The sequence below is a fragment of the Butyricimonas muris genome, assembly GCF_046365375.1.
GTDB classification, from domain to species: Bacteria; Bacteroidota; Bacteroidia; order Bacteroidales; family Marinifilaceae; genus Butyricimonas; species Butyricimonas muris.
In genome coordinates, this window is record NZ_JBKEIT010000006.1 from 116,872 (window position 1) to 141,741 (window position 24,870).

Genomic DNA, 24,870 nt, shown 5'->3' on the forward strand with positions numbered 1-24,870 from the left:
GATGAAGACAATATATAAAATAGCCCGGACCGAATTGCAAACTTTGTTCTATTCGCCGGTGGCATGGTTGATTCTGGTGATTTTTACTTTTCAAGCGAGCATGGCGTTTACCGATATGCTGGGAGGATACGTCAGAAGCCAGTCGCTGGGCTACCGCCTGTGGAGCGTGACGGAAGGAGCTTTTGGCGGGATGCGCGGTTTGTTTACTCAAATGCAGCAATACCTGTATCTCTATATCCCCTTGTTGACCATGGGATTGATGAGCAGGGAGTTAAGTAGCGGTTCCATTAAATTACTCTATTCGTCACCCGTGACGAACACGCAGATTATTCTCGGGAAATACCTTTCTATGATGATTTACGGGCTCGTGTTGACGGGAATATTGATGGTGTACATGATCTTTGCCCTGTTCGCCGTGAAGTCTGCCGATTTCCCGGCTATGCTTTCCGGTTTACTGGGGCTTTATTTGCTGCTTTGCGCTTACGCGGCGATAGGTTTGTTCATGTCGAGCGTTACTTCTTACCAAGTCGTCGCGGCCATGGGAACGCTGGCTATACTTGCGGTATTAAATTACGTGAAAGGTATGTGGCAGGATATCGAATTTGTGCGTGATATCACCTATTGGCTGGCGATCGGCGGACGCGCGGACGAATTTATCCGGGGACTGATATGCAGTGAAGATGTTTTATATTTCGTGATTGTTATCGTGCTTTTTCTGATGTTGTCCATTATCCGCTTACAAGGACGGCGTCAGAAAACTTTGTGGATGGTGACGTGGGGAAAATATGCCGGAGTGGTTGTTGTTGCTATGCTTATGGGGTTCCTCACTTCCCGTCCCAAGTTAATGGCTTTCTATGATGCGACACGTACCAAAATGCGCACGTTGACACCTAATAGTCAGGATATCGTGGCAAGAATGGACGGCGGGTTGACAATCACTACTTTCGTGAATATATTGGAAGAGAATTACTGGGCCGGTTTGCCCCGGAGCGTGAACGATGATCTCCGGCGTTTCAGAATGTACACGCGCTTCAAGCCGGAGATTAAAATGAAGTACATTTACTATTATGACAAGGCTGAAAATCCCTCGCTGGATAAGTCTTACCCGAACTTGTCCGATCGGGGACGGATGTTAAAACGTGCCGAGATATGGGATCTGGATTCGAATATGTTTATGCGCCCGGAAGAAGTGAAGAAAATAGTAGACTTGAAACCCGAGGGGAATCGTTTCGTACGTCTGTTGGAAAGGGATAACGGGGAAAAGACTTTCTTGCGGATATTCGACGATCTGCAACGCTTCCCCTTTGAAACAGAGATTTCTGCATCGTTCAAACGATTGGTCATGGAGCTGCCTTTGGTCGGTTTCGTGAAAGGTCATGGCGAGCGGGATTGTATCCGGGAAGGTGATCGGGATTATAACCGCTTCGCTCAAGATAAGCCTTTCCGTCATTCTTTGATTAACCAAGGATTTGATTTCACGGAAGTAACATTGGATAAACCCATACCGGAAAAGGTGGATATCATCGTGATTGCCGATATGCGTTACGCGATGACGGAGCAGGAGAAAGCGAATCTGGGCGCTTATATTGCCCGCGGCGGTAATCTGGTTGTCGCCGGAGAACCCCGTAGGCAGGAAGTGATGAACCCGATCGTGGAACAATTCGGCGTGAAATTCTTACCGGGACGTCTGGTAAAAGTCAGCGAGAATTTTGATCCTGATTTTATTATCGCTCGTCCGACCAAGGAAGCACAGGATATTGCTTACATTTTTGAGACTCTCTATCGCCGGGAATACGTGGTGACAATGCCGGGTTCTACGGCATTGGAGTATACCGAAGATAAAGGATTCAAAGTAACCCCGCTTTTCGTGAGCGACACGATCGGCAGTTGGAACGAGGTGGAAACAACCGATTTCCTGGATGATACCGTCCGTCTGAATCCTGCCGCGGGTGAAGTGGAGCGCTCGTATCCGACCGTGTTGGCATTATCACGCCAAATGGGTGATAAGGAGCAACGAATCGTTATTCTCGGTGATGCCGATTGCTTGAGCAACGGAGAGATTAGCATATCCCGAAAAGATGTTCCGGCGGCTAACTATTATTTAATCTCCGGTTCTTTCTTCTGGCTCTCCGAAGAGGAGGTGCCGATTGATGTGCGGCGTCCGACACCCCCCGATAATGCGGTGAACTTAGGGATGAACGCCATGTATTACTGGAAAATCGTACTGATGGGGCTTTGGCCTGCCATTCTGGCTTTCTTCGCTATCTTTATCTGGGTACGCCGGAGAGGGAGGTAAAAGAATAATTCCGGTAAGATAGAACTTTGAATTATAGTGCCGAAACGTGTGAGTTTTCTTTCTTTAAAGGGGCATTCCGGTGAGAATCGGGATGCCTCTTCTGTTTTTTTCACGGGATACTCTTGTGGGAAAAGAAAATGAGTTACATAGACAAGAGTCACTTTCTTTTTTATTTTGTGTGGCGTCACCACGTGTTACCACTGGCGTGTATAAGCCTGCATAGTGGTTAGTATTGTAATCGTATGTGAATTTATTTTTCATAGAACTATAAAAAAATATAATCAAGGTTTACTCGTCTGGAATAATATCGCGGGATGATTTAAGGAAACGCTAATAAATGCTATATTTACAACCTAAATTTTGTGTAATGTGTTTTAAATTGTAAATGTGTTTATTATGTTATTGCGCGGATGTTTAATTATTATTTTGCTGGGTGTGCAGTTTGCTTTCGGGCAACAGAAACCCGATCCTGATTGGGTAAATCAGAAGTTTTCAATGTTCATTCACTGGGGTTTGTACTCGGAGTTGGGGGGAGTTTGGAAGGGAGAACCGGTACGGGCGGGATACAGTGAGCAGATTCAGTCGTTTGCACGGATTCCGAAAGCGGAGTACGAGGCGGTGGCGAAACAGTTCGATCCGGAGAAATGGAATGCGGACGAGGTGGCAGCTTTGGCAAAAGCGGCAGGGATGAAGTCGATCGTGTTCACGTCGAAGCATCATGACGGTTTTTGTATGTACCATTCCAAGTACACGAAATACAATATCGTGGATGCTACTCCGTTCAAACGGGACGTGATGAAGGAATTGTCGGATGCCTGTCAGCGGCAGGGAGTGAAGTTCGCGGTGTATTATTCTTTGATAGACTGGAACTTCCCGGGCAACGGGATTACTCCTCATAACGCGGATGCTATTTCCCCGAAACATCACGAGTTTAGTATGAAGCAAGTGGAAGAGATCATGACGAACTATGGTCCGATCTCCGAAATTTGGTTTGACATGGGTTCCTTGACGGCGGAGCAGAGTAAGGAATTGTACGACTTGGTGACCCGCTTGCAACCGCGATGTATGGTGAGCGGACGTTTGGGGAATGACCGGGGTGACTTTGCCGTGATGGCGGACAATAAAATGCCTGACCACAAGATCGGGGTGCCTTGGCAAACCGCGGCTTCATTCTTCCATGAAACGTGGAGTTATCGTTCATGGCAGGAACGGGGTAATTTGGACGCGAAGATCAACGAGAAGATAGGCAGTATGGTCAAAGTGGTAAGCCGGGGAGGGAACTACTTGTTGAATATCGGTCCCCGGGGAGATGGTTCCGTGGTAGAGTTCGAGAAGGATGCTCTTTTGGCGATGGGACAATGGCTGAAAAATTACGGGGAAGCGATTTATAGTACCACCGCGAATCCGTTTGACCATGCCCCGGAATGGGGTGATATCACCCGTAGGGGGAACAACCTCTATTTGTTCGTCGAGAAAATGCCGGACAATCGGGAGATCGAGTTAAAAGGCGTGATAGGCAAGGCAAAGCGTGCGGCGTTGTTACTTGACGGCAAGGCGTTGGACATGAAACAAAACGGGCAAACGGTATCCGTGGCTATCCCGCGAACCGTGAAGCCGGACAGGGGGATGATTGTGGTGAAGTTGGAATTTGAGGATACATTCCGGGCGGTACCCGACCAAGTTTTAAAAACGAAAGTGTTGACAGCGGTTAACGCTATACCCGTGTATGCGCATTCAAGTATGGATTACTATTCCAGTTACCGGAGTACGGTCGGTTTCGCGTGGCATTTCGAGAAGAAGGGGGCAACGGTGACCCCGACGGTCGTTTACACGGCAGGTGATCAGGAGCGGGTGGTACGTCTTACGATAGATGGAGAAGTACAAGATGTTACTTTAACAGGTGGTAAAATTCAAGCGTTGAATGGTAACCCGCGATCTTTGCACTGGGGCAACGTGTACATGTACAATGCCCGGGGCGGAGCCTATACCGGTAATGCCGAGGGATTGAAAAAGAATATCGATATCGTCGGGGATGGTTGGAAACCCCGTCAGGACTTAAAGCCGGGCGAGGAGGTGAAAATTCCGGTAGAAGAAAAGGAATCCGTGGAGATTTTACACGAGTTCACCAGTGACCGGGAACAAGATATTCTGGTGGAGATTGCCGTTGCCGACGGAACCCAAGTTATTTTGAACGGGAAACGGGTATCCTTGCGCTCGTACGTGGGAGGAGTGCCCCGGAATAACACGGTGGTGAAATTGCACGTGCAAAAAGGAAAAAATCAATTGATAGTGCAGCTATATAACCGTTACGGGAAAGAAGTTACCTACTTGATGAACCCGAACGTGAAACAAGAAGAGTATAAACTACGTTTGAATCCTATGAAGCTTTACCCGGGAAATATCCATGACTGCACGTTGAAAGAGGCATCCCCGGTGAACAAGAACAGTGACATGGGATTACGGGATGCACGGGTAGAATTTGAATAATAAATAATAGAGCGTATGAAAAAGAGATTGCGGAAAAAATTGCACAAGGGAGAGTTCAAAGAATTGGGATTCTCGTTTGATGCTAAATTTAAGGCAGATACGGATCTGGGTGTCGTGGAAGCATGGTTGCAGGAATTGGCAATTTTGTTGCACGACCGAGGTCTGGAAATGGGAGGAGGCTGGAATTCTGACGTTTGCGGGGGATTTATCACCCGTGAGCGGGGAAGCGTAACTTCCGAGGAACGGGAAATGATGAAAAAATGGTTTGACGAGCATAATCAAAATATCGACCAAATCAACGTGGGAGAGTTGAAAGATGCTTGGTACGGCTGGTAAAAATAGCCCGATCGGTTTTCGTTTTGTTGCAAAATATTTTACTTTTGTCAGTCACTACCCGGGGACAGGTTCTCCGGGTATGTGCTTGAAAGGAAAAGACGACTAGAAAACTGATAATATGAGAAAAACAATTTATTTACCTTTTATTGCATTGGCATTAATGGCTACAAGTTGCAATACTAAAAAAGCAGCCGCTCCCCAAGGGGGTATTCGGGTGGAGAACCTCGATAAGACGGCGAATCCGCGTGCTGATTTCTATCAATACGCTTGTGGAGGTTGGATGGCAGCGAACCCGTTGACCGACGAGTATTCCCGTTTCGGTTCTTTTGACCAGTTGGCGGAAAACAATCGCACGCAAATCAAAAGTTTGATCGAGGACTTGGCTCACAAACAGTCCGAACAGGGGAGTGTTGCCCGGAAAGTGGGTGATTTGTATAATATCGCCATGGATAGCGCGAAGTTAAACGCCGAGGGGATTGCCCCGATCAAGGCGGAACTGGAAAAGATTGCCGCTATTTCCAACCGGGAAGGGCTTCCCCAATTGATCGCGAATATGCATCGTGACGGTTTCGGACCTTTCTTCGGGTTGTACGTGGGGGCTGACGAAATGAACAGTTCCATGAATATAGCCCAACTTTATCAGGGAGGCTTGAGCTTGGGACAACGTGATTATTACATGGAGAATGACGAGCACACGAAAGAAATTCGCGCGAAATTCGAAGAGCACGTGGCTAAGATGTTCCAGTTAGCGGGATTCACGGCAGGGGAGGCTCAAAAGGCTGCCGCTAACGTGATGAAAGTGGAAACCCGTTTGGCTGAAAGCTCAAAATCGATGGTTGAATTGCGTGATCCGCAGGGAAACTATAATAAAATCACGGTGGCTCAATTGCAGAAAGAAGTTCCGGGGATGGATTGGAATACTTATTTCACCACGATCGGGTTGAAAGACTTGAAAGAGGTAAATGCCGGGCAGATCGCTCAATTGAAGGCGGTTGCCGATTTACTGAACAAGGAAAATCTGGATGTGTTGAAATCATACTTGGAATGGAACGTGATTAATTCCGCTGCCGGTTACTTGAGTGATAACTTGGTTGCCCAGAATTTCGAGTTCTACGGAAAAGTACTGTCCGGGAGAAAAGAGATGCAACCCCGTTGGAAACGTGCTGTGAGCACGGTCAACGGCGTGTTGGGAGAGGCGGTAGGTCAGATGTACACGGAGAAATATTTCCCCGCCGCGGCAAAGGAACGTATGGTGAAATTGGTTGCTAACTTGCAGAAAGCGTTGGGTGAACGTATCCAAGGTTTGGCATGGATGAGTGACGAAACAAAAGCGAAAGCGCAAGAGAAGCTGGCTGCATTCCACGTGAAGATCGGTTATCCCGACAAATGGAGAGATTATTCCAGCTTGGAAATCAAGAATGATTCTTACTGGAATAACATCGTTCGTTCCAATCATTTCGATTATGACTACATGATCTCTAAAGCCGGCAAACCGGTGGATAAAGACGAGTGGTTGATGACTCCCCAGACCGTGAACGCGTATTACAACCCGACCACGAACGAGATTTGTTTCCCTGCCGGGATTCTTCAATACCCGTTCTTCGACATGAACGCCGATGACGCTTGCAACTACGGGGCTATCGGTGTGGTGATCGGACACGAGATGACTCACGGGTTTGACGATCAAGGTCGCCAGTACGACAAGGACGGTAACTTGAAAGACTGGTGGACGGCTACTGACGCCGAGAACTTTGAAAAACGGGCTCAAGTATTGGTGGATTACTTCAACAATATCAAAGTATTACCCGATTTGAACGCGAACGGAGAATTGACTTTGGGTGAGAATATTGCCGACCACGGGGGATTGCAAGTGGCTTACACGGCATTGCAAAAAGCGATGGCTGAAACCCCGCTCGGTAACGATGCAAACGGCTTTACCCCGGCACAGCGTTTCTTCCTGTCATACGCTAACGTGTGGGCAGGTAATGTTCGTGACGAGCAAATCCGTCTGCAAACGAAATCCGATCCCCACTCTTTGGGACGCTGGCGTGTAAATGGTGCTCTTCCGCATATCGGTGCTTGGTACGAGGCATTCGGGGTGAAAGAGGGCGATCCGTTGTATTTGCCCGTGGAGCAGAGAGCTTCTATCTGGTAATTTGTAAATAGAATTTATTATGAGGGTGTGTTGAAGCACACCCTCTAGTTCATAAAGTCTAAAAGTCCATAAGGTCGTAAGGTCAAATGTGTAGGTGATTTGTATATCATTATATTGAATATCATCGTGTTTTTGACTTTGTGGACTTTAAGAGCCGGAGGCTCGACTTTATGAACTTTATAGACTAGAGGTGTGTTCTGACACACCTCCTTTTTATTTTTAGTAGCGATAGCAGCTATTTTCTCGTGTAGCTATTTGGCTCGTGTTTGAGAAAAATTTCTATCGATTTTAGTTCTCCTATTGTTATTAATCATGATTTTATCAAGTAGTTTTCAAGTATTAAATTTTAAATAATTATTATTTAATTTCTATTTTTCAACTATTATAATAGGCTTTGAATAGGAGATGAATGGGAATTGAATAGGAAATGATACTAATTAACTACAAATATGATAAAACAAAAATAATTATTATTTAACTTTAGTTTTACTTTCCCGTTCTATCCTTCCTGTCATTTTTGGCATAGGGCTTGTTTTTAACAAACAAATAATATATATTTGTTTGATACTAAAAATAATGGGTCATGGACATAGTTAAACGAGATCGTTTTACCGCACACTGGAAAAAATATTTCAATGACGCGGAACTTCCTGTCGCCTTTTATTATTCGAAAGAGAATAATAACGCGACTATCGTAAAAAAAGCCGTGGGACATACTTGTATTATTGCTCAACTCGGACGGGTAAGAAAAGGTGAGTCACTTTGTTTCCTGCCGGATTCAGTCGGTTGCGGAGGGGGAAAATATTACTTGGGATTTAGTGACGGGATGCGTGAAGGGTTCGAGTATTTTTTGTCACACGGGGAGAATGAGCCTCATTGTGAACGCTATAAACGTACACCGGAACAAGTGAACGCGTTATTGAAAACTATACCGGTGTTGCCGAGGAAAGGTGACTGTCTGGTATTCAAGCGTTGGGATCATCTGACGGAGCAGGATGAACCGGAAGCGGTATTTTTCATCGCGACACCTGATGTACTGTCCGGTCTTTTTACTCTTGCCAACTTTGACAGTGTCAAGCAAGAACCGGTGATCTCTCCTTTTGGAGCGGGATGTACCTCTATTATTTATTATCCTTACCGGGAACAACTGGAGGGGACGCAAAGAGCCGTGATCGGGATGTTTGACCCGTCGGCGAGAAAATGCATCACGAATAATTTAATATCGTTTGGCGTGCCTATCACGAAATTCATGGAAATGATCGACCAGATGGAGGAGAGTTTTCTGGTAACCGACACGTGGAAGGTGATACAAAAACGGATTTGATGGGGGCGGGGTGTACTTTGAGGGCGTGTATCTCTTTTTATAGAATGTACATGGCTCCCGCGTTTGCGGTATCTTGCTCTTGCGGGGGAATCATGTACGCGTATAGCATGAAAGCACCTGCCGTCATCGGGGTAATTATAGTCGCCACGTTTTGGTTCAAGGTGGCGACTATGGCGTTTTTCTATTTTGCCATGAAACGGAAAGCGTGGAAAATCTTCTATTATTACAAGAACGTGGGGGTGTCTGTCCGGTGGTTGTGGGGAACGACTTTGCCGTTTGACTTCCTGACATACGTGGCGGCTTTGTTTGTCGGTTATTACATAAGGTGATGCATAGACTTGATATAAGTAATCTCCGTTTGGAGTATGGTTTTAAACGTGTACTGTGGGACGTGTTTTTGCGTTGCGAAACGGGAAAAGTACTCGGTTTGTTAGGACGGAACGGTTGCGGCAAGACCTGTTTGATGAAAGCCGTGTACGGGGAATTGAAATTGCGGGATCAATACGTGGGGATTGACGGAAAGGTTTTGTTGACAAGCGAGAGGCGACCGGAAGATATGCGTTATTTACCCCAGCACGATTTTATTCCTTCCGGTTTGTCCGTGAAGCGGGTGTTTGGTGATTTTGGCGTGGATTTTGAACGGTTTGTAACGGACTTCCCGGAGTTTGAGCAAGTTTACCGGAAACGGATAAAGGCGTTTTCCTCGGGAGAACGGAGAATAATCGAGGCGTATTTGATATTGACTTCCGAAACGAAGTTTTGTTTGTTGGATGAGCCTTTTTCTTTTTTGATGCCGTTGCACGTGCAGAAAATGAAAGAAATTATTCACCGGGAAAAAGCGACGAAAGGTATACTGATTACCGATCATTATTTCGAGGACGTGATGGAGGTTAGCGACGAGTTGTTCGTCTTACGGGGTGGAAAGACTTGGAAAGTAAACGAGCGTAAGGATTTGGAATTACTGCAATATATAAAAGAGTCAGATGGAATTCAAGACAGATGAACAGACATTGAATGACCTTGAGTTATTCGCCGCGAGAGAGGGAAAAAGTGTCTTTTCCTATTTCGATTATGCCCGCTCGGATGGGGGGCGGGCGTACATGAAAAAGTTATTCGAGAATCCGTTGGCTGACGCGGAGCGTATTCGGGAACGGGTGGAGGCTATCGTTTATTTGCAGCGGTTGCCTTTCTTCTTGGAAATACGGCGGGATGAATTGAGTTTTATCGAGATATATTTGCAGCAGAAGGAGGTGCCTAAACGGGACGTGCTTCATTTGACGAAACGTGCCGTGGCGGGATGGGTGAAGCCGGATAACGATCACTACGTGCGTCAGCGTGCCGTGTCCTATCTGGGGCGGTTGATTCACGAGTTGGCTGTTTTTATGGATGATGTACCCGCGGTTCGGGTGCCGAAGATCATGCGAGAATTGAAAGAGCAAGTGGCTAAGGTGCTCTCTCGTCCCGGTATGCGCTATCTGGTAAACCGGAAAAAGGACACTTTCTGGTCGAGAGAGAAGTTAGACTTTTATTTCCGGGGAGAAGAAGCGGATGCCGTACGGACTGTGTTGGATACGCTTTATATGCTGGAAGCTTTACGGACAATAGGACACGTTGCGCTGGAGCATGGTTTTGCTTTCCCGGTTTTTGTCGAGGAGAGAAGAAAGATAGAAATAGAGGGTTTGTTTCATCTTTTTTTGCCTGATCCGGTGAGGAATGACGTGCGGATAGATGATAAACGTCACTTGTGTTTCTTGACAGGACCGAATATGGCAGGGAAATCGACTTACATGAAGGCTTTCGGGGTGGCGGTGTATTTGGCACATTGCGGTTTTCCGGTTCCCGCGTGCAGAATGGAACTTTCCGTGTTCCGTGGATTGTTCACGACGATTAATTTGTCTGATAATTTGTCATTGGGGTATAGCCATTATTATAATGAGGTGGCGCGGGTGAAGTACGTGGTGGAACGAGTGCGTGAAGCGGGGGACGTGGTGGTTGTGTTTGATGAATTATTCCGGGGCACTAACGTGAAGGATGCTTACGATGCTTCGTTCGCGGTGGTGGACGGACTGGCACGGTTGAAACAGGGAGTATTTGTTATTTCATCGCATATTGTGGAGGTGGCGGAGGCGTTAAAACGAGAGTCTTCGGTGGACTTCCGGTTTTTCGAGATCAATATGGAAACCGGAGAACCTCGCTACACGTATCGTTTGCGGGAAGGTGTTTCTGACGAACGTATCGGGATGTGTATTTTGAGAAAGGAGAGGGTGGTAGCTTTAATAGAGGAGTTGACGAGGAATCCGTCGTGAGAGAAAAGCAATTTATATTTGATACCCGCTTTGTCGAAAAAATTGTAACTTTGTAAGGAGGATGATTATTTGTATCATGGTCAGAATACTTTCCTTATTTGTTTGTATTCGTGAAAATATTTACTATTTTTGCCTCCGTGAAATGTTTCTTCGGGGCAGGGTGCAACTCCCTACCGGCGGTTATAGTCCGCGACTCCCTTTCGAGGGACTGATTCAGTGAAATTCTGGAACCGACGGTTAAAGTCCGGATGATAGAAGAGATGTTGATTGTAATTGATATTATATTAGTACAATATAAATCTATGCCCCGAATGTATTACATTCGGGGTATTTTGTTTTTGGAAAGGAGTAACACGTATGGTAAAACAGAAAGATATCGAGTACATGAGGCGGGCGATAGAACTTGCCGAACAGGGAGCGGGATTCGTGAATCCCAACCCGATGGTGGGAGCCGTGATCGTGAAGGGGGGACGAGTGATAGGTGAAGGTTGGCACGAGCGTTACGGGGAGTGGCATGCGGAACGGAATGTGTTGAAAAATTGTACGGAAGATGCCCGGGGTGCGACGATGTACGTGACTTTGGAGCCGTGTTGCCATTACGGGAAAACTCCGCCTTGCACGGAGGCGATTATCGAACACGGAATTGAACGGGTATTTGTCGGGATGCCTGACCCGAACCCGTTGGTGGCGGGAAAAGGATTGTCTTTATTGAGAGAAGCGGGGATAGAAGTGGTTTGTGGGGTTGAAGAAGAAGCGATACGGGAGCAAAACAAGATATTTTTGAAGTATATAGCGACACGGCGTCCGTGGGTAATATTGAAGACGGCGATGACGTTGGACGGAAAGATAGCCACGTGGTCGGGCGATTCGAGATGGATCACCGGTACGGAAGCACGGGCTTACGTGCACGAGTTGCGTCATCGTCTGATGGCGGTAATGATTGGTATCGGTACTGCCGTGGCGGATGATCCGTTATTAAACTGCCGGATAGAAGGGCGGGGAGTGCGTCAGCCGATACGGGTTATCGTGGATAGCAATGCCCGTTTGGGATTGGATAGCCAAATTGTGAAGACCGCGGGTAAATATCATACGATTGTGGCTCATACCCGCTTTGCTGCGGAGGAACGTTTGGAAGCGTTGAAGCAAGCGGGTGTTGAAACTTTGCTTTGCGAGGAGAAAGAAGGATTGGTAGACGTGGATAACTTGCTTTTCTTACTAGGACAAATGGGGGTGGATTCCATTTTGTTGGAAGGCGGTGGAGGTTTGAACTACAGCTTTCTTGCCGGTGGTTTCACGGATGAAGTCTACTCTTTTATCGCCCCGAAGATAGTGGGAGGCGAAAAAGCCAAAACCCCGGTGGAAGGTGTCGGTATTGAAAAAATGGCAGATGCCGTCACTTTAGAAAGAACAGACGTGTTGTGTTTGGGACAGGACATACTCGTGAAGCTAAAAGTTAAAAATTAAAAGATAATAGATTTGGTGATTTAAAAGCGGGGGATTTGAGCGGGGAAATCTAAAATCTAAAATCATAAATCTAAAATTAGTATGTTTACAGGAATAATAGAAGAAATAGGAACAATAAAAGGTATCAAGCGGGGAAACCGGAGTGTGGTGCTGGAGGTGAAGGCGAAAAAGGTGTTGGAGGATTTGAAAGTGGGTGATAGCATTGCCACGAACGGGGTTTGCCTGACGGTGATTTCTTTTGATAGCGGAAGTTTTTGTGCGGATGTGATGCCGGAAACGATGCAGCGCAGTAATCTCGGAGAGTTACGCGCAGGTAGTCCCGTGAATCTGGAAAGAGCGTTGAGTTTGAACGGTCGATTGGGGGGACATATTGTTTCGGGACACGTGGACGGGATGGGAAAGATCGTGGGGCGAGAAAAGGATGAAAATGCGATACGGGTGACGATTGCGACCTCTGGCGAATTGTTGCGGTATATTGTGGAGAAGGGGTCTATCACGATTGACGGGATTAGTCTGACCGTGGTGTCGGTATCGGATAGCGTATTTACCGTTTCTGTTATTCCTCACACGCGGGATGAAACGACCTTGGTAAAGAAACAGGTCGGGGATAACGTGAACTTGGAGAATGACGTGATTGCCAAATACGTGGAGAAGTTAATGCGTCCGGCATCTTCCGCAGAGCCTAAGGGTGGATTGACGTTGGATTTTTTGTTGGCGAACGGGTTTTGAGAATTTAAAATATAGAATTTAAAACAAAGATATGGAAGATTTCAAGTTTAGTACGATTGAAGAGGCGATAGCCGATTTGAGAGCCGGGAAAATGATTATCGCGGTGGATGATCCGGATCGTGAGAACGAGGGAGATTTGATTTGTGCCGCGGAGTTTGCCACGTTGGAGAACGTGAATTTTATGGCATCATACGCTAAAGGTTTGATTTGTATGCCGATGAGCAAGGCTTTGACGACAAAGTTAGGCTTGGAACAAATGGTGACCACGAATACGGATAATCATTGTACGGCTTTCACCGTGTCAATCGACCACGTGGATACAACCACGGGTATTTCTGCGTTGGAGCGTTCGGTTACGGCAATGAAGGCGGTAGAGGATGATGCCAAGCCGGCGGATTTTCGTCGTCCGGGACATATGTTCCCGTTGGAGGCGAAGAAAGGTGGCGTGTTGGAGCGTATGGGACACACCGAGGCCACGGTGGATTTGATGCGGATTGCCGGGTTGAAAGAGTGTGGGTTGTGCTGCGAGATCATGCGGGAGGATGGGACGATGATGCGTACCCCGGAATTGATGGAATTCGCTAAAGCACACGGGATGAAGATGATTACCGTGTCGGATTTGATTACTTATCGTCGGCAGACGGAGATGCTCGTGGAACGGGTGACAGAGGCGGATATGCCCACGAAGTACGGTTTCTTCAAAGCGTACGGGTACGTGAATAAGATTAACGGGGAGCATCACGTGGCGTTGGTGAAAGGTGACGTGACGGATGGCGAACCTGTTTTGTGTCGGGTGCATTCGGAATGTCTGACAGGCGATGTGTTCGGTTCCTTGCGTTGCGATTGTGGCGACCAGCTTGCCGAGGCGATGCGCCGGATAGGCGAGAGAGGTCGTGGCGTGTTATTGTATATGCGTCAGGAAGGTCGCGGTATCGGGTTGATTAATAAGCTGAAGGCTTACCACTTGCAGGACGAGGGAATGGATACGGTGGATGCGAATCTGGCACTCGGTTTTAAAGCCGATTTACGGGAATACGGCACCGGGGCAGAGATTCTCGCTGATCTTGGCGTGAAGAAAATGGTATTAATGACCAATAACCCGTTGAAAATTAACGGGCTGACAGGGTACGGGATCGAGATCGTGGGACGTGAACCGATAGAGATGACGTGTAACGAGAAAAACGAGTTCTACATGTACACGAAGTACAAGAAAATGGGACACATGCTTCATGTGCGTGAACGCGAAGAGGTAGAGAGATTGAAAGAAGAATTGAAAAACAAATAAATATAGAAAACGATGAATTTACTCGAAGGAAAATTATTAGCAGAAGGACAGCGCATCGGTATCGTTGCGGGACGTTTTAATGAATTTATCACCAGCAAATTGTTGGGTGGGGCAGTAGATGCTTTCAAGCGTCATGGCGGTGACGAGTCGAATATTGATTTGGCTTGGGTTCCCGGTGCATTCGAGATTCCGTTGGTTGCCAAGAAAATGGCAGAAACAAAGAAGTACGATGCCGTGATTTGTTTGGGTGCCGTGATTCGCGGTGCAACTCCTCACTTCGACATGGTCGCTAACGAGGCTACCAAAGGTATTGCTAACGTGGGTTTACAAACCGGGGTACCGATTGTTTTCGGTGTTTTGACTACCGACACGATTGAACAAGCCGTTGAGAGAGCCGGAACGAAAGCCGGAAACAAAGGTTTCGAGGCTGTAACCACGGCAATCGAGATGATTGATTTGTTGAAGCAGATTTAAGACAATAAATGATAAGTGAAGAAAAACGTCGCTCTCACGAGTGGCGTTTTTTTTTAAAGGTATTATATTTCCTATATCTACTGAAGACCTATCGTAATCCTACTGAAGAACTAGGGTAATCAGTACGTGGTGCTGTGTTTGCTGCGGCGAATACCCGGGGTTTCTATATGGGAGATAATAGGATGTCCGGGGAATAAACGGAGGACAACCGGAGACAGGGTATGATTACGGTATTATTTGGGTAGGATTACAATGGATTCTCGGTAGGAATTGGTACAATAAAACAAAGGGGCTGCATCAGAATCTTTGATACAGCCCCTAATCGAGTTCTTTTGAACGTTATTTCTTTTTCGGCATTTGTTTCATGCGTTGTTCTTGCATACGTTGCATATCTTCCAGTCTTTGTTGGAACTTGGATTTCTTCACAGGTTTCGTTTTGGCGAGTTCTATTTGTTTTAATAGTTTCTCGTCGTTGACGAATTTACGGATAGCCCAAGTTTGCACGATGGTGATCAACGTGGCGATGAAGTAGTAATAACTCAAACCGGACGAGTAGCTGTTGAAGATGAACAGGAACATGATAGGCATGATATACATCATGGTCTGCATACCTTTCATTTGGTCGTTTTGTGGTTGGTTCTTACTGTTATACCACATGTACAGGATGTTCGTGATTGTCATTAACAAACAGAATAAGCTGACATGGTTGCCGTAGAACGGGATGTTGAACGGCAGCGTGGCGATAGAGTCGTATGATGCGAGGTCGGTAGCCCACAAGAAACTCTTCTGGCGCAATTCGATGGCACCGGGGAAGAAGTAGAAGAGGGCGATCAAGATCGGCATTTGTAATAGCATCGGCAAACAACCGCCCATGGGGTTGACTCCCGCCTTTTTATACAGTTTCATGACTGCCTGCTGGCGTTCCATGGCTTTGTCGGCAGGGATTTTCTTGTTGATTTCGTCAATCTGCGGTTTGAGTACCCGCATTTTCGCCTGTGACATATAGGATTTATAGGTCAAGGGGAAGAGTACCAATTTAATGATCAACGTCAACAGGAAGATGATTAAACCGTAGTTCAGTGTCACGTTTGATTCTAAGAAGTTGAAAATCGGAATGACCACGTAACGGTTAAACCAAGCAATCCATTTCCACCCGAGGTTGATCAGTTGGGGAAGTTCTATGTCTTTTCCGTATTCTCTCAGTATCGGGTAGGAGTTCGGTCCGAAGAAGAATTGCATATCGTATTTCTCGATAGCTTTTCCCGTGTAAGGGAGAGATATTTCTGCCTCGGCGTTCTTCAAGTAGCCCGGGGTATTGTTTGTCGTGTTGGAAACATCGGCGTTTGGAAACGACTCTTTGGCGATAAGTACCGAGGAGAAGAATTGTTGTTTGAATGCAATCCATTTCACGCTCGTTGCCAGATCGGTCTTCTCGTCGCCGGTAAGTGACAAGTGTTCCACGTCGTTGTTCGAGAAGTTATAGTAGACTCCCGTGTAGCGACTTTCGAAATCACGGCTCTTTTCCAATTGCGGCATATCCACTTTCCAGTAAAGGGTCAGGAAATTCGTGTTGGCGGCAATGACGTCGTTAAGGTTATAGGTGTTGATATTGAAATCGACCATATAGGAGTCGGGTGCCAGCCTGTACTTAAATTCGAGGTATTTGTTTTCTTCCACGTATGCACGCATGGTGAGCACTTGCTCGGAATTTGCGGCGATTAGGTTTTTCTGGTTCGTGCTGGGAACAAAGATCAAGTCTTCGGTATTGATCTGTTTATTTCTGGCATAGAAATTCATTCCCAAGGCACTCTTGTTTTCTTTCCACAATACAAGCGGGAGTGAGTCGTGGGTACGGTAGTCTTTCAAGTCCACGTAGTCAATCCGTCCGCCTTTGGTGTTGATATGCAATTTGATTTTGTCATTTTCCAGCGTGTATTGTTCCTCGACAGCCGAAGAGTCTTGCGTGAAGACACTTGTAGCGGTTTGAGCCGTTGCCTCCTGTTGTGAAGCGAAATCAGCTTCTCTCTGTTTCTCCAGCGCGGCGGCTCTTTGAGCCTCCACTCTCGCTATGGAGTCACGGCGGTGTATTTGCCGCAATTCCTCTTTCGATGGGCTCATGAAATAAGAGTAGCCGATTAGCATTAACGCGATAACGACTAAACCGGTTATTGTATTTCTATCCATATACTGATTTTAAATTTTATGATTTATTGATTCTGTGATTTATTGATTGCCGATTCTGTGATTCTTGTAATCTGGGAATCATTGAATCGGCAATCACGGAATATCATGATAAACACGCTTTTACAAATGCCACGAACAAGGGATGCGGGTTGGTTACCGTACTCTTGTATTCCGGGTGGAATTGAGTTCCCACGAACCATTTGTGCGTGGGGATTTCCACGATTTCGGTCAACCCTGTTTCCGGGTTTACCCCTGTCGTGATCATTCCGGCTGCTTCGAATTGGTCGGTGTATTCTCCATTAAATTCGTAGCGGTGGCGATGTCTTTCTTCAATCTCTTTCGAGCCGTATGCTTCCATGGCCTTGGAACCTTCTTTTAACACGCACTTGTAGGCTCCCAGACGCATGGTACCTCCCTTGTCGGTTACTTCTTTTTGCGATTCCATGAGGTCTATCACGGGATATTTGGTTTTTGGTGCCATTTCCGTAGAATCGGCTCCTTCAAGATGCATCACGTTGCGAGCGTATTCGATAACAGCCATTTGCATTCCGAGGCAGATACCGAGGAACGGGATGTTATTGGTGCGGGCGTATTCGATAGCCAGCAGTTTGCCTTCTATACCGCGTTGCCCGAAACCGGGAGCAACCAAAATGCCGTCAACGTCCTTGAAGAGTTCGCAGATATTGTCTACATGGATATCATGGGCACTGTGCACCCATTTGATATTCACTTTGCAGTCGTTGGCTGCACCGGCATGGATGAATGATTCCACGATAGATTTGTACGCGTCGTGTAATTCCACGTACTTACCCACGAGGGCAATGTTTATTTTGCGATTGTAGTTTTTGAATTTGTACAGGAAACGCTCCCATGATTCCAAATCCGGCTCGTGTTTTAAAGGTAATCCCAGTTGGGATAGTACTATCTCGTCGAGTTTCTCTTCCCGCATTTTGATGGGCACCTTGTAAATGGTGTCGACGTCGATGGATTGAATGACAGCTTTCGGGTCTACATTACAGAATAAGGCTACTTTTCTCCGGATGTCGGAACCCAGTTCATGTTCCGTGCGCAACACGATGATATCCGGTTGTACTCCGTTTTCCAAAAGGGCTTTCACGGAATGTTGCGTGGGTTTGGTTTTCAATTCTCCCGACGCGGTGAGATAAGGAACCAAGGTCAAATGGATGAACACGGATTTTTCCCCGAGCTCCCAGCGTAACTGGCGAACGGCTTCGATGAACGGCAGCGATTCGATGTCGCCCACGGTTCCCCCGATCTCGGTGATAACGAAATCGTAGTCACCTTGGCTGCCGAGAAGTTTTATATTTCGTTTGATCTCATCCGTGATATGCGGAATGATTTGTACGGTTTTTCCCAGATAATCTCCGCGGCGTTCTTTGGTAATCACGTTCTGGTATATGCGTCCGGTCGTGATATTGTTGGCCTGTGAAGTGGGGATGTTCGTGAACCTTTCGTAATGTCCCAAATCCAAATCGGTTTCCGCACCGTCATTGGTCACGTAACATTCTCCGTGTTCATAGGGATTCAAGGTTCCGGGATCTACATTAATATACGGGTCCAGTTTTTGGTTCGCGACTTTATAACCTCTTGACTGGAGGAGTTTGGCTAGCGAGGAAGCAATGATTCCTTTCCCCAAAGATGAGGCAACTCCACCCGTAACGAATACATATTTTGTTGACACGATATAAATATTTTATAATTGTTTCTATATTCTACATCCAACGACTTGAAAATACTTGAACTGTTTGTTATTCTGCTGAATAACAAGCAAAATGCTCAAGTATGTCGAAACTTAACGACAAAAGTAAGAAAAAATATGATACAAACATAAAAAGAGGGGCAACTGTGTGCCCCTCTTTTTTATCTTTCTTAGATCATGCCGTCGATAAGTTTTAGCTTTTCTTGCATCAGACTTAGTTTGTGGCGGGCGTTTTCGATCTTGGCAGTAAATTCCCGGATTAAACCTTCCGATTTGTTGGACTTGGAGAAGAACCCGATATTGTTCTCCCAAGCGTGCAGGTCTGTTTCCAGTTGCTTGATCTTGTTTACCAGTTTTTCCCTTTCTTGGATGATCTTGCTTACCTTGTCGTCGCTGTTGTCGAACGTGTTGATCTTGGATTTGAAGCGTTCGATGTTTTTATCGAATTCGTCAATGTCAAGTAGATCAAAATGCGCGTTGATCAGTTTGCGGAATTCTGTTTGAACCGCGTCCTTCTCTTTGATAGGTACGAATCCGATTTCAGCCCAACGGGTTTGGAATGCTTTCAAAGTTTCGATATCTTCATCCGTATTGCCTGTCAGTTGGAAGTTGCGCACCTCTTCAATCAAGGCTTTCTTGAGTTCCAGATTCTTCACTTGATCGGCATTCAAGTTTTTTGCCAATTCGGATTTTCTGTCAAAGAAATAGTCACAAGCGGAACGGAAACGGTTCCATATTTTATTGGAAACCTTTTTTGGCACGGGTCCGATTGTCTTCCATTCCCGTTGATATTCAATAATCTTGGATGTGGTTGCTCGCCAATCTGTACTTTCTTTTATAGCCTCAACTTTTTCACAAAGAGCTATTTTCTTTGTCAGATTCTGGCTTTGCATATTTTGAATTTCTTGGAAGTATTGGCGTTTCTTGTTAAAGAACGCATCGCACGCTGCCCGGTATCGCTTGTAAAGGCGATTACGTTCTTTGATAGGAATGGTGCCCGCGTGTTTCCATTCTTCTTGAAGGGCGAGTACTCCGTCTGCTGCCGTGTTCCAATCCGAGATCTTTTCGATGTTCAAGGCGGCGTATTCTTCGAGCTTCCGGCAAATCTCTTCTTTTAATTTTAAATTGTTTTCTTGTTCTTCCCGGAGGGTATCGAAGAATTTATGATACGCGTCATTGATCTTGTCGGTCACTTCTTTGAATCGATTCCACGCCTCTTCTTGATGTTCTTTGGCAACCGGGCCAATCTCTTTCCATTGTGCATGGAGCGATTGCAATTGGCGGAAGGCGTTGCCGACATTGTTATCTTCGAGTAAGGCGGTAGCCTGTTCTATCAATGTATTTTTGGCGTCGAGGTTTTTCTTCAGATCCAAATCACGCAATTCTTTATTGATCTTGACGTAGTTGAAGAAGTTCTCCACGTGGTGGTGGTATGTTTCCAGCAGGTTGTTTGCTTGTGCTTGCGGAACCATACCGGTATTACGCCACCTGTCTTGCAGGTTTTTGAAATCCTGATAAGTTTTATTCAACGATTCCTCGTGTTGGATCAAATCTTTGAGCTCCTCTATGATCTGGAGTTTGTCTTTTAAGTTTTGTTCTTTTTCCTCTTCCAGTTTTTTATAAAATTCCGTTTTCTTTTCGCGGTAGGTTCTGTACACGCTATAAAAACGCTCCTTGGAATTGTCTTGATAATCGAATGTTTCCGCCGGACTTCCGTCTTTCGTGTACTCGGCGAGAGCTTTGTCGTATTCTTTCTGGTATTGTGCTTCGAAAACTTGCGGCAGGCTGTCCAGTACCTTCAAGCGTTGCACGGGAAAGTCGTCGATCAGAGCTTTCATGTGAGAGATGATCTCATCCGTGTTAAAACTGGAGAAATCCCATACCGGAACTTCTTTTTCGGGGGTTTTCTCGATAGGTGTAGGTTGACCCTGAACTGAAACTTCGTTTTGTGTTTCGTCATTTAAAGTGTCCGAAGAAAGCTGCTCGTTATTTTGCAACTCCTCGGCTTGTTGTAAGTTTTCTTGCTCCATAGCTATTCCTGTTTTTACGCATTCAACTGACGAAAATAATGATTTATTCTGACACTGCCAATTTATATTAACTAAAAAAACGGAGAAGACTTCTTTTTGGAATTCTATCGTAAACATGTATCTTTGACATTTATTATTAGCGATTATGTTTTCATATATATTATATGGTCTTGTTTGGTTGATCAGCTTTTTGCCGTTTCGGGTGCTGTATATTATCGCGGACATAAATTATGTCCTGCTATATTACGTGTCCCGTTACCGCCGGGAAGTGGTGCGTACGAACCTCTGTAACTCTTTTCCGGAAAAGAGTTTGAAGGAGATTGTGGCAATAGAGAGGAAGTATTATAAGCATATGGCTGATCTGTCGGTCGAACTGTATAAATTGTGGCATATGTCCGAGGCCGCGATACGGAAACGCTGTGTTTTTCGAAACACGGAGTTGCCGCAGAAATATTTTGACGAGGGAAGGAGCGTGATCGGCGTGCTGGGGCATTACGGCAATTGGGAATGGATGTCTTCGTACAGTCTTTGGGAGAACGATGCCGACTTTTTGGCTTTATATAAGCCTATCCGGAGTAAGGTGACCGACCGGATGATGAAAGCGATTCGCTCGAAGTTTGGTGCCGTGTTGGTTGCCAAGGATGATACCTTGCGGGTGATTGCCCGTTATCGTTCGGAAAAAAAGTTGTTTTTAGCCGGATTTATCGGGGATCAGACACCCAATGTTCACAATCTTAATTTCTGGACTCGCTTTTTGAATCAAGATACTCCTGTTTTACTGGGGACGGAACGAATCGCGAGAAAGTACAATTTTCCTGTTGTTTCCGTGCGTATGCGTAAAGTAAAGCGTGGTTATTACGAGGTGGAGTTTATTGATGTTTGTGCTAATCCTGCCGGGTTGGAACCGGGGGTATTGACCGAGATGCATACCCGGTTACTGGAGTCGTTTATCCGCGAGGAGCCGCAGTATTGGCTGTGGTCGCACAAGCGATGGAAACATAAGAAAGTTTAAGACTCGAGAATAGAGAGTGCGGGGGAAAATTAGAAATCTAAAATCTAAAATCTAAAATGTATAAGCGTGTTGCTGTCATTATATTGAATTGGAACGGGGAGAAGTTGTTGAGGGAATTCCTGCCTTCGGTGATTCGGAATACCAATCCGGAATTGGGAAGGGTGATCGTGGTAGACAATCATTCTTCTGACGATTCGTGGGGGTGTTTGGAACGGGAGTTCGCGAGTGTGGAACGGGTGTTGTTTGAAGATAATTTCGGTTTCGCGGGAGGGTATAACCGGGCGTTGGAGATGATCGAGGCAGAGTACGCGGTGTTGTTGAATAGTGACGTGGAGGTTGCACCGGGATGGCTGGAACCGTTGGTTGATGCTTTGGAGCGTGATCCGCGTGTTGTTGCCGTGCAACCCAAAATATTGGCTTACCGGGAGAAAGATAAATTCGAGTATGCCGGGGCGAGTGGCGGTTTTATCGACTATCTCGGCTTTCCCTTTTGCCGCGGCCGCGTGATGGATTGCACGGAGGTCGATACCGGGCAGTATGATGATGAGCGGGAAGTGTTTTGGGCAACCGGGGCGGCGTTGTGTATCCGGCGGGAGCGATATCTGGAGGCTGGCGGGTTGGACGAGGCTTTCTTTGCCCACATGGAGGAAATCGATCTTTGTTGGCGATTGAAAAATAGCGGGTATATATTAAAGGTAGTACCTTCTTCCGTGGTGTATCATTTGGGTGGAGGCTCCTTGCCCATGAATCATCCCCGGAAGTTGTTTTTGAATTATCGCAATAATCTGTTGATGTTGCACAAGAACCTCGGGGGGGCTTCCCGGCAGAAAGTGTTTTTCGTGCGTTTGCTGTTGGATTGTATGGCAGGGGCTCTTTTTCTGATGAAAGGAGAGTTTGCCAACACTCGTTCGATCATGCAAGCGTACAAGGCATTCCGGAAGTTGAGGAAAAGATACCCGATCTCGGCAGGCATGAAGCCGTTTGCCGAAATGTATCCCCGTAGTATTGTTCTGGATTATTTCTTGTGCGGGAAAAAGAAATTCTCGGATTTGAAATTTTAGAGGTGTGGGAATAAACCTTTGACATAAAACCTTGTCTTAGTGTAGAAGGCTTTTAAAACTTAGGAGTTAGAATGAAGGAAATGAGCGATGAAGATATAGTAAAGCTTTTTCACTCGGGTAACGGTGAGGATAAAGCATTCCGCGCGCTGGTGGCTAAATACGGCGAGCGGCTCTATTGGCATATCCGGAAGATCGTTATCGACCATGATGATAGCGATGATGTATTGCAAAATACATTTATCAAGATATGGAGAGGTCTGAAGGAGTTTCGCTACGAAGCGAAATTGTTCACGTGGATGTACCGCGTGGCAACGAACGAAGCGATTAACTTCTTGAACGAGAAGCGTCGGAAGACTTACGGGAATTCGCAGGAGATTACGCCCATGCTAGAGAATCAGTTGGAGAGTGATACGTTTTTCTGCGGGGACTCTATTCAGCGCGAGTTGCAAAAAGCCGTGCTGAAGTTACCGGAGCGCCAACGGTTGGTTTTCAACATGAAGTATTTTGATGATATGAAATACGAGGATATCGCGGAAGTATTGAATGTGGCGGTAGGGACTCTCAAGGCGACGTATCATAATGCGGTGAAGAAGATCGAGGAGTGCTTGAAGATTTCGGATACTTTGCCCACGTTTGATTAATAATGAATGTAAAGGGATGATTATGGATAATTTAGACGAGAAATACAGATCAAAGAACCCGTTCTCCGTACCTGACGGTTACTTCGACTCCTTGGAGGAGCGAGTGATGGAACGGGTGAAGGAAAGCGGGAAACCCAAACGCGCGGGGGCTTTGCAGATGTTGAAGCCTTATTTGGGATTGGCGGGATTATTCGTGTTCGCGATGCTTTTCGTGCAATTTCTATTGCCTCGTTTAGTAGATGATAATGAAATGTTGGCAAAGAAAACGGAACAGAAAGCGTCGGCCGCACAAGAAGAGGACGAGTATATATTCGATACGGATTTCGACCCGTCCCGCGAAGAGATTATCGAGTATTTGTCACAGGAGTCCGATGTGGCGGATTTCTTGTATGCTGAACGCAGGTAAAAATGTAAAGAAGGTATCATATATGAAAAAAGCTGGATTAATTATATTGATGGTTGGACTTTCGCTCTCGTTGTTCGCTCAATCGGGTAAATTGAGCGACGAGAAACGCAAAGAGTTTGAAGCCCAAAAAATAGCGTTCTTTACCCAAGAAATGGAATTGACACCGGAGGAGGCTGTCGTGTTCTGGCCTCTCTATAACGAGATGCAACAGAAAATGCGGGTTGAAAACGATAAGATACGTGCGTTGACCTGTAAAAAAGAAAAGACAGCCCCGGTAACGACGGAGGAACAAGCGAAAAAGAATCTGAAAACCGTTTTGGATGCGGAGCAGGCGGCATGGAATATCAAGAAGGAATACACGGATAGGCTGTTGAAAGTGTTGCCCGCTAAAAAAGTGTGGCTGATGTTCGAGGCAGAACAGAAATTCCGTCACCAGTTATGGAAAAAAATGGAGAATAAACCCGTTCCTGTCCCCAGATAATGTGTTTCGGAGGTATTGAGATTTAGTTTATTAGCCGTCTTGCCTGAAAAAAAAAGAAAAAAAAGACCTTAAAAGCTTGCAAGAACGATAAAAAGCACTACTTTTGTCAGCGCTATTGGAGAGATGGGTGAGTGGCTGAAACCAACAGTTTGCTAAACTGTCGTACGGGATTACTGTACCGGGGGTTCGAATCCCCCTCTCTCCGCCACAAATTTTAGAGGTGCTTCGGGGCGTAGCGCAGTCCGGTAGCGCATCTGCTTTGGGAGCAGAGGGTCGCAGGTTCGAATCCTGTCACCCCGACGGAGAATCAGACAGTTACGAAAGTAGCTGTTTTTTTATTGCCTTGATTTTTGGGCGAAATGGGTGGTTCCGGCTCAAGTGGACTCTGGCTCAAGTGGAAAATCTGTGTGTGAAAAATAACTTTCACACACAGATTTTCCCCCGTTTCTTTTATTTTTGCTTTCTAAACAGTAAAATGT

General features: G+C 46.1%; 20 protein-coding genes, 2 tRNA genes and 1 riboswitch. Of the genes, 19 read left to right on the top strand and 3 right to left on the bottom strand.

The genetic code is table 11. From position 1 onward, the window contains the following. The first annotated feature begins 1 nt into the window (after position 1). The 12 genes from ACK8P8_RS11425 (at position 2) to ribH (ending at position 14,856) form a co-directional block, all read left to right on the top strand. Positions 2–2,296 (top strand): Gldg family protein, encoded by a 2,295-nt coding sequence (locus ACK8P8_RS11425; protein WP_369860482.1) that lies wholly within the window; start codon positions 2–4, stop codon positions 2,294–2,296. A gap of 396 nt (positions 2,297–2,692) precedes the next feature. Next, positions 2,693–4,783: an alpha-L-fucosidase gene (locus ACK8P8_RS11430; protein ID WP_369860483.1), complete on the top strand. Its 2,091-nt coding sequence runs from the start codon at positions 2,693–2,695 to the stop codon at positions 4,781–4,783. Between the two features lie 15 nt (positions 4,784–4,798). Next, positions 4,799–5,119, top strand: coding sequence for a 50S ribosome-binding protein YggL (locus ACK8P8_RS11435; protein ID WP_227217254.1), 321 nt, complete (start codon positions 4,799–4,801; stop codon positions 5,117–5,119). Positions 5,120–5,237: 118 nt separating this feature from the next. Next, entirely contained in the window at positions 5,238–7,274 is a 2,037-nt protein-coding gene (locus ACK8P8_RS11440; RefSeq protein ID WP_369860484.1) for a M13 family metallopeptidase, read from the top strand. Positions 7,275–7,857: 583 nt separating this feature from the next. Further along, positions 7,858–8,598 (top strand): DUF169 domain-containing protein, encoded by a 741-nt coding sequence (locus ACK8P8_RS11445; protein WP_369860485.1) that lies wholly within the window; start codon positions 7,858–7,860, stop codon positions 8,596–8,598. A 50-nt stretch (positions 8,599–8,648) separates the two neighbouring features. Further along, the gene (locus tag ACK8P8_RS11450; RefSeq protein ID WP_410025890.1) at positions 8,649–8,927 is read left to right on the top strand and encodes a hypothetical protein; all 279 of its coding nucleotides are present in this window, start codon (positions 8,649–8,651) and stop codon (positions 8,925–8,927) included. Next, positions 8,927–9,601, top strand: coding sequence for an ATP-binding cassette domain-containing protein (locus tag ACK8P8_RS11455; protein ID WP_186977450.1), 675 nt, complete (start codon positions 8,927–8,929; stop codon positions 9,599–9,601). Before ACK8P8_RS11450 ends, ACK8P8_RS11455 begins: the two co-directional genes overlap by 1 nt. Further along, the gene (locus ACK8P8_RS11460) at positions 9,582–10,904 is read left to right on the top strand and encodes a MutS-related protein (protein ID WP_369860487.1); all 1,323 of its coding nucleotides are present in this window, start codon (positions 9,582–9,584) and stop codon (positions 10,902–10,904) included. Before ACK8P8_RS11455 ends, ACK8P8_RS11460 begins: the two co-directional genes overlap by 20 nt. A 142-nt stretch (positions 10,905–11,046) precedes the next feature. Continuing rightward, positions 11,047–11,168: riboswitch (FMN riboswitch) on the top strand. 93 nt (positions 11,169–11,261) lie between these two features. Then, positions 11,262–12,368 carry a bifunctional diaminohydroxyphosphoribosylaminopyrimidine deaminase/5-amino-6-(5-phosphoribosylamino)uracil reductase RibD gene (gene ribD, locus ACK8P8_RS11465; RefSeq protein ID WP_369860488.1) on the top strand — a complete coding sequence of 369 codons (1,107 nt, stop codon included), beginning with the start codon at positions 11,262–11,264 and terminating at the stop codon, positions 12,366–12,368. An 81-nt stretch (positions 12,369–12,449) separates the two neighbouring features. After that, on the top strand, positions 12,450–13,097 hold the full coding sequence (locus ACK8P8_RS11470) for a riboflavin synthase (RefSeq protein WP_369860489.1): 648 nt from the start codon (positions 12,450–12,452) through the stop codon (positions 13,095–13,097). A gap of 31 nt (positions 13,098–13,128) precedes the next feature. Beyond that, positions 13,129–14,382, top strand: a complete 1,254-nt coding sequence (locus tag ACK8P8_RS11475; RefSeq protein WP_099289881.1) for a bifunctional 3,4-dihydroxy-2-butanone-4-phosphate synthase/GTP cyclohydrolase II — start codon at positions 13,129–13,131, stop codon at positions 14,380–14,382. 12 nt (positions 14,383–14,394) lie between these two features. Continuing rightward, entirely contained in the window at positions 14,395–14,856 is a 462-nt protein-coding gene (gene ribH / locus ACK8P8_RS11480) for a 6,7-dimethyl-8-ribityllumazine synthase (RefSeq protein ID WP_099289882.1), read from the top strand. 339 nt (positions 14,857–15,195) lie between these two features. Here the strand turns inward: ribH and yidC are convergent, their stop codons facing one another. The 3 genes from yidC to ACK8P8_RS11495 form a co-directional block, all read right to left on the bottom strand. Continuing rightward, complete coding sequence (gene yidC, locus ACK8P8_RS11485; protein ID WP_369860490.1) at positions 15,196–17,040, bottom strand: membrane protein insertase YidC; 1,845 nt, start codon at positions 17,038–17,040, stop codon at positions 15,196–15,198. A gap of 103 nt (positions 17,041–17,143) precedes the next feature. Continuing rightward, complete coding sequence (pyrG, locus tag ACK8P8_RS11490; RefSeq protein WP_099289884.1) at positions 17,144–18,742, bottom strand: CTP synthase; 1,599 nt, start codon at positions 18,740–18,742, stop codon at positions 17,144–17,146. 188 nt (positions 18,743–18,930) lie between these two features. Continuing rightward, the gene (locus ACK8P8_RS11495) at positions 18,931–20,790 is read right to left on the bottom strand and encodes a DUF349 domain-containing protein (RefSeq protein ID WP_369860491.1); all 1,860 of its coding nucleotides are present in this window, start codon (positions 20,788–20,790) and stop codon (positions 18,931–18,933) included. Between the two features lie 145 nt (positions 20,791–20,935). Between ACK8P8_RS11495 and ACK8P8_RS11500 the strand changes: the two genes are divergently transcribed. From ACK8P8_RS11500 to ACK8P8_RS11530, 7 genes are all read left to right on the top strand, one after another. Next, a complete protein-coding gene (locus ACK8P8_RS11500) occupies positions 20,936–21,802 on the top strand; it encodes a lysophospholipid acyltransferase family protein (RefSeq protein ID WP_186977440.1) in 867 nt (288 codons plus the stop codon). 56 nt (positions 21,803–21,858) lie between these two features. Continuing rightward, the gene (locus ACK8P8_RS11505; RefSeq protein ID WP_369860492.1) at positions 21,859–22,863 is read left to right on the top strand and encodes a glycosyltransferase family 2 protein; all 1,005 of its coding nucleotides are present in this window, start codon (positions 21,859–21,861) and stop codon (positions 22,861–22,863) included. 71 nt (positions 22,864–22,934) lie between these two features. Beyond that, positions 22,935–23,504 carry an RNA polymerase sigma factor gene (locus tag ACK8P8_RS11510; protein ID WP_099289888.1) on the top strand — a complete coding sequence of 190 codons (570 nt, stop codon included), beginning with the start codon at positions 22,935–22,937 and terminating at the stop codon, positions 23,502–23,504. A 22-nt stretch (positions 23,505–23,526) separates the two neighbouring features. Continuing rightward, positions 23,527–23,910 carry a hypothetical protein gene (locus ACK8P8_RS11515; protein ID WP_369860493.1) on the top strand — a complete coding sequence of 128 codons (384 nt, stop codon included), beginning with the start codon at positions 23,527–23,529 and terminating at the stop codon, positions 23,908–23,910. Between the two features lie 22 nt (positions 23,911–23,932). Continuing rightward, positions 23,933–24,391 (top strand): hypothetical protein, encoded by a 459-nt coding sequence (locus ACK8P8_RS11520; RefSeq protein WP_186977434.1) that lies wholly within the window; start codon positions 23,933–23,935, stop codon positions 24,389–24,391. A gap of 117 nt (positions 24,392–24,508) precedes the next feature. Then, positions 24,509–24,599 (top strand) — tRNA-Ser (locus ACK8P8_RS11525). An 18-nt stretch (positions 24,600–24,617) separates the two neighbouring features. Beyond that, positions 24,618–24,691: transfer RNA gene (locus ACK8P8_RS11530), tRNA-Pro, on the top strand. Positions 24,692–24,870 lie beyond the last annotated feature (179 nt).

Excerpts from the sequence above, each read along its gene's own strand:
- ACK8P8_RS11425 (WP_369860482.1), top strand. The coding sequence starts at position 2 with ATGAAGACAATATATAAAATAGCCCGGACCGAATTGCAAACTTTGTTC.
- ACK8P8_RS11430 (WP_369860483.1), top strand. The coding sequence starts at position 2,693 with ATGTTATTGCGCGGATGTTTAATTATTATTTTGCTGGGTGTGCAGTTT.
- ACK8P8_RS11435 (WP_227217254.1), top strand. The coding sequence starts at position 4,799 with ATGAAAAAGAGATTGCGGAAAAAATTGCACAAGGGAGAGTTCAAAGAA.
- ACK8P8_RS11440 (WP_369860484.1), top strand. The coding sequence starts at position 5,238 with ATGAGAAAAACAATTTATTTACCTTTTATTGCATTGGCATTAATGGCT.
- ACK8P8_RS11445 (WP_369860485.1), top strand. The coding sequence starts at position 7,858 with ATGGACATAGTTAAACGAGATCGTTTTACCGCACACTGGAAAAAATAT.
- ACK8P8_RS11450 (WP_410025890.1), top strand. The coding sequence starts at position 8,649 with ATGGCTCCCGCGTTTGCGGTATCTTGCTCTTGCGGGGGAATCATGTAC.
- ACK8P8_RS11455 (WP_186977450.1), top strand. The coding sequence starts at position 8,927 with ATGCATAGACTTGATATAAGTAATCTCCGTTTGGAGTATGGTTTTAAA.
- ACK8P8_RS11460 (WP_369860487.1), top strand. The coding sequence starts at position 9,582 with ATGGAATTCAAGACAGATGAACAGACATTGAATGACCTTGAGTTATTC.
- ribD (WP_369860488.1), top strand. The coding sequence starts at position 11,262 with ATGGTAAAACAGAAAGATATCGAGTACATGAGGCGGGCGATAGAACTT.
- ACK8P8_RS11470 (WP_369860489.1), top strand. The coding sequence starts at position 12,450 with ATGTTTACAGGAATAATAGAAGAAATAGGAACAATAAAAGGTATCAAG.
- ACK8P8_RS11475 (WP_099289881.1), top strand. The coding sequence starts at position 13,129 with ATGGAAGATTTCAAGTTTAGTACGATTGAAGAGGCGATAGCCGATTTG.
- ribH (WP_099289882.1), top strand. The coding sequence starts at position 14,395 with ATGAATTTACTCGAAGGAAAATTATTAGCAGAAGGACAGCGCATCGGT.
- yidC (WP_369860490.1), bottom strand. The coding sequence starts at position 17,040 with ATGGATAGAAATACAATAACCGGTTTAGTCGTTATCGCGTTAATGCTA.
- ACK8P8_RS11495 (WP_369860491.1), bottom strand. The coding sequence starts at position 20,790 with ATGGAGCAAGAAAACTTACAACAAGCCGAGGAGTTGCAAAATAACGAG.
- ACK8P8_RS11500 (WP_186977440.1), top strand. The coding sequence starts at position 20,936 with ATGTTTTCATATATATTATATGGTCTTGTTTGGTTGATCAGCTTTTTG.
- ACK8P8_RS11505 (WP_369860492.1), top strand. The coding sequence starts at position 21,859 with ATGTATAAGCGTGTTGCTGTCATTATATTGAATTGGAACGGGGAGAAG.
- ACK8P8_RS11510 (WP_099289888.1), top strand. The coding sequence starts at position 22,935 with ATGAAGGAAATGAGCGATGAAGATATAGTAAAGCTTTTTCACTCGGGT.
- ACK8P8_RS11515 (WP_369860493.1), top strand. The coding sequence starts at position 23,527 with ATGGATAATTTAGACGAGAAATACAGATCAAAGAACCCGTTCTCCGTA.
- ACK8P8_RS11520 (WP_186977434.1), top strand. The coding sequence starts at position 23,933 with ATGAAAAAAGCTGGATTAATTATATTGATGGTTGGACTTTCGCTCTCG.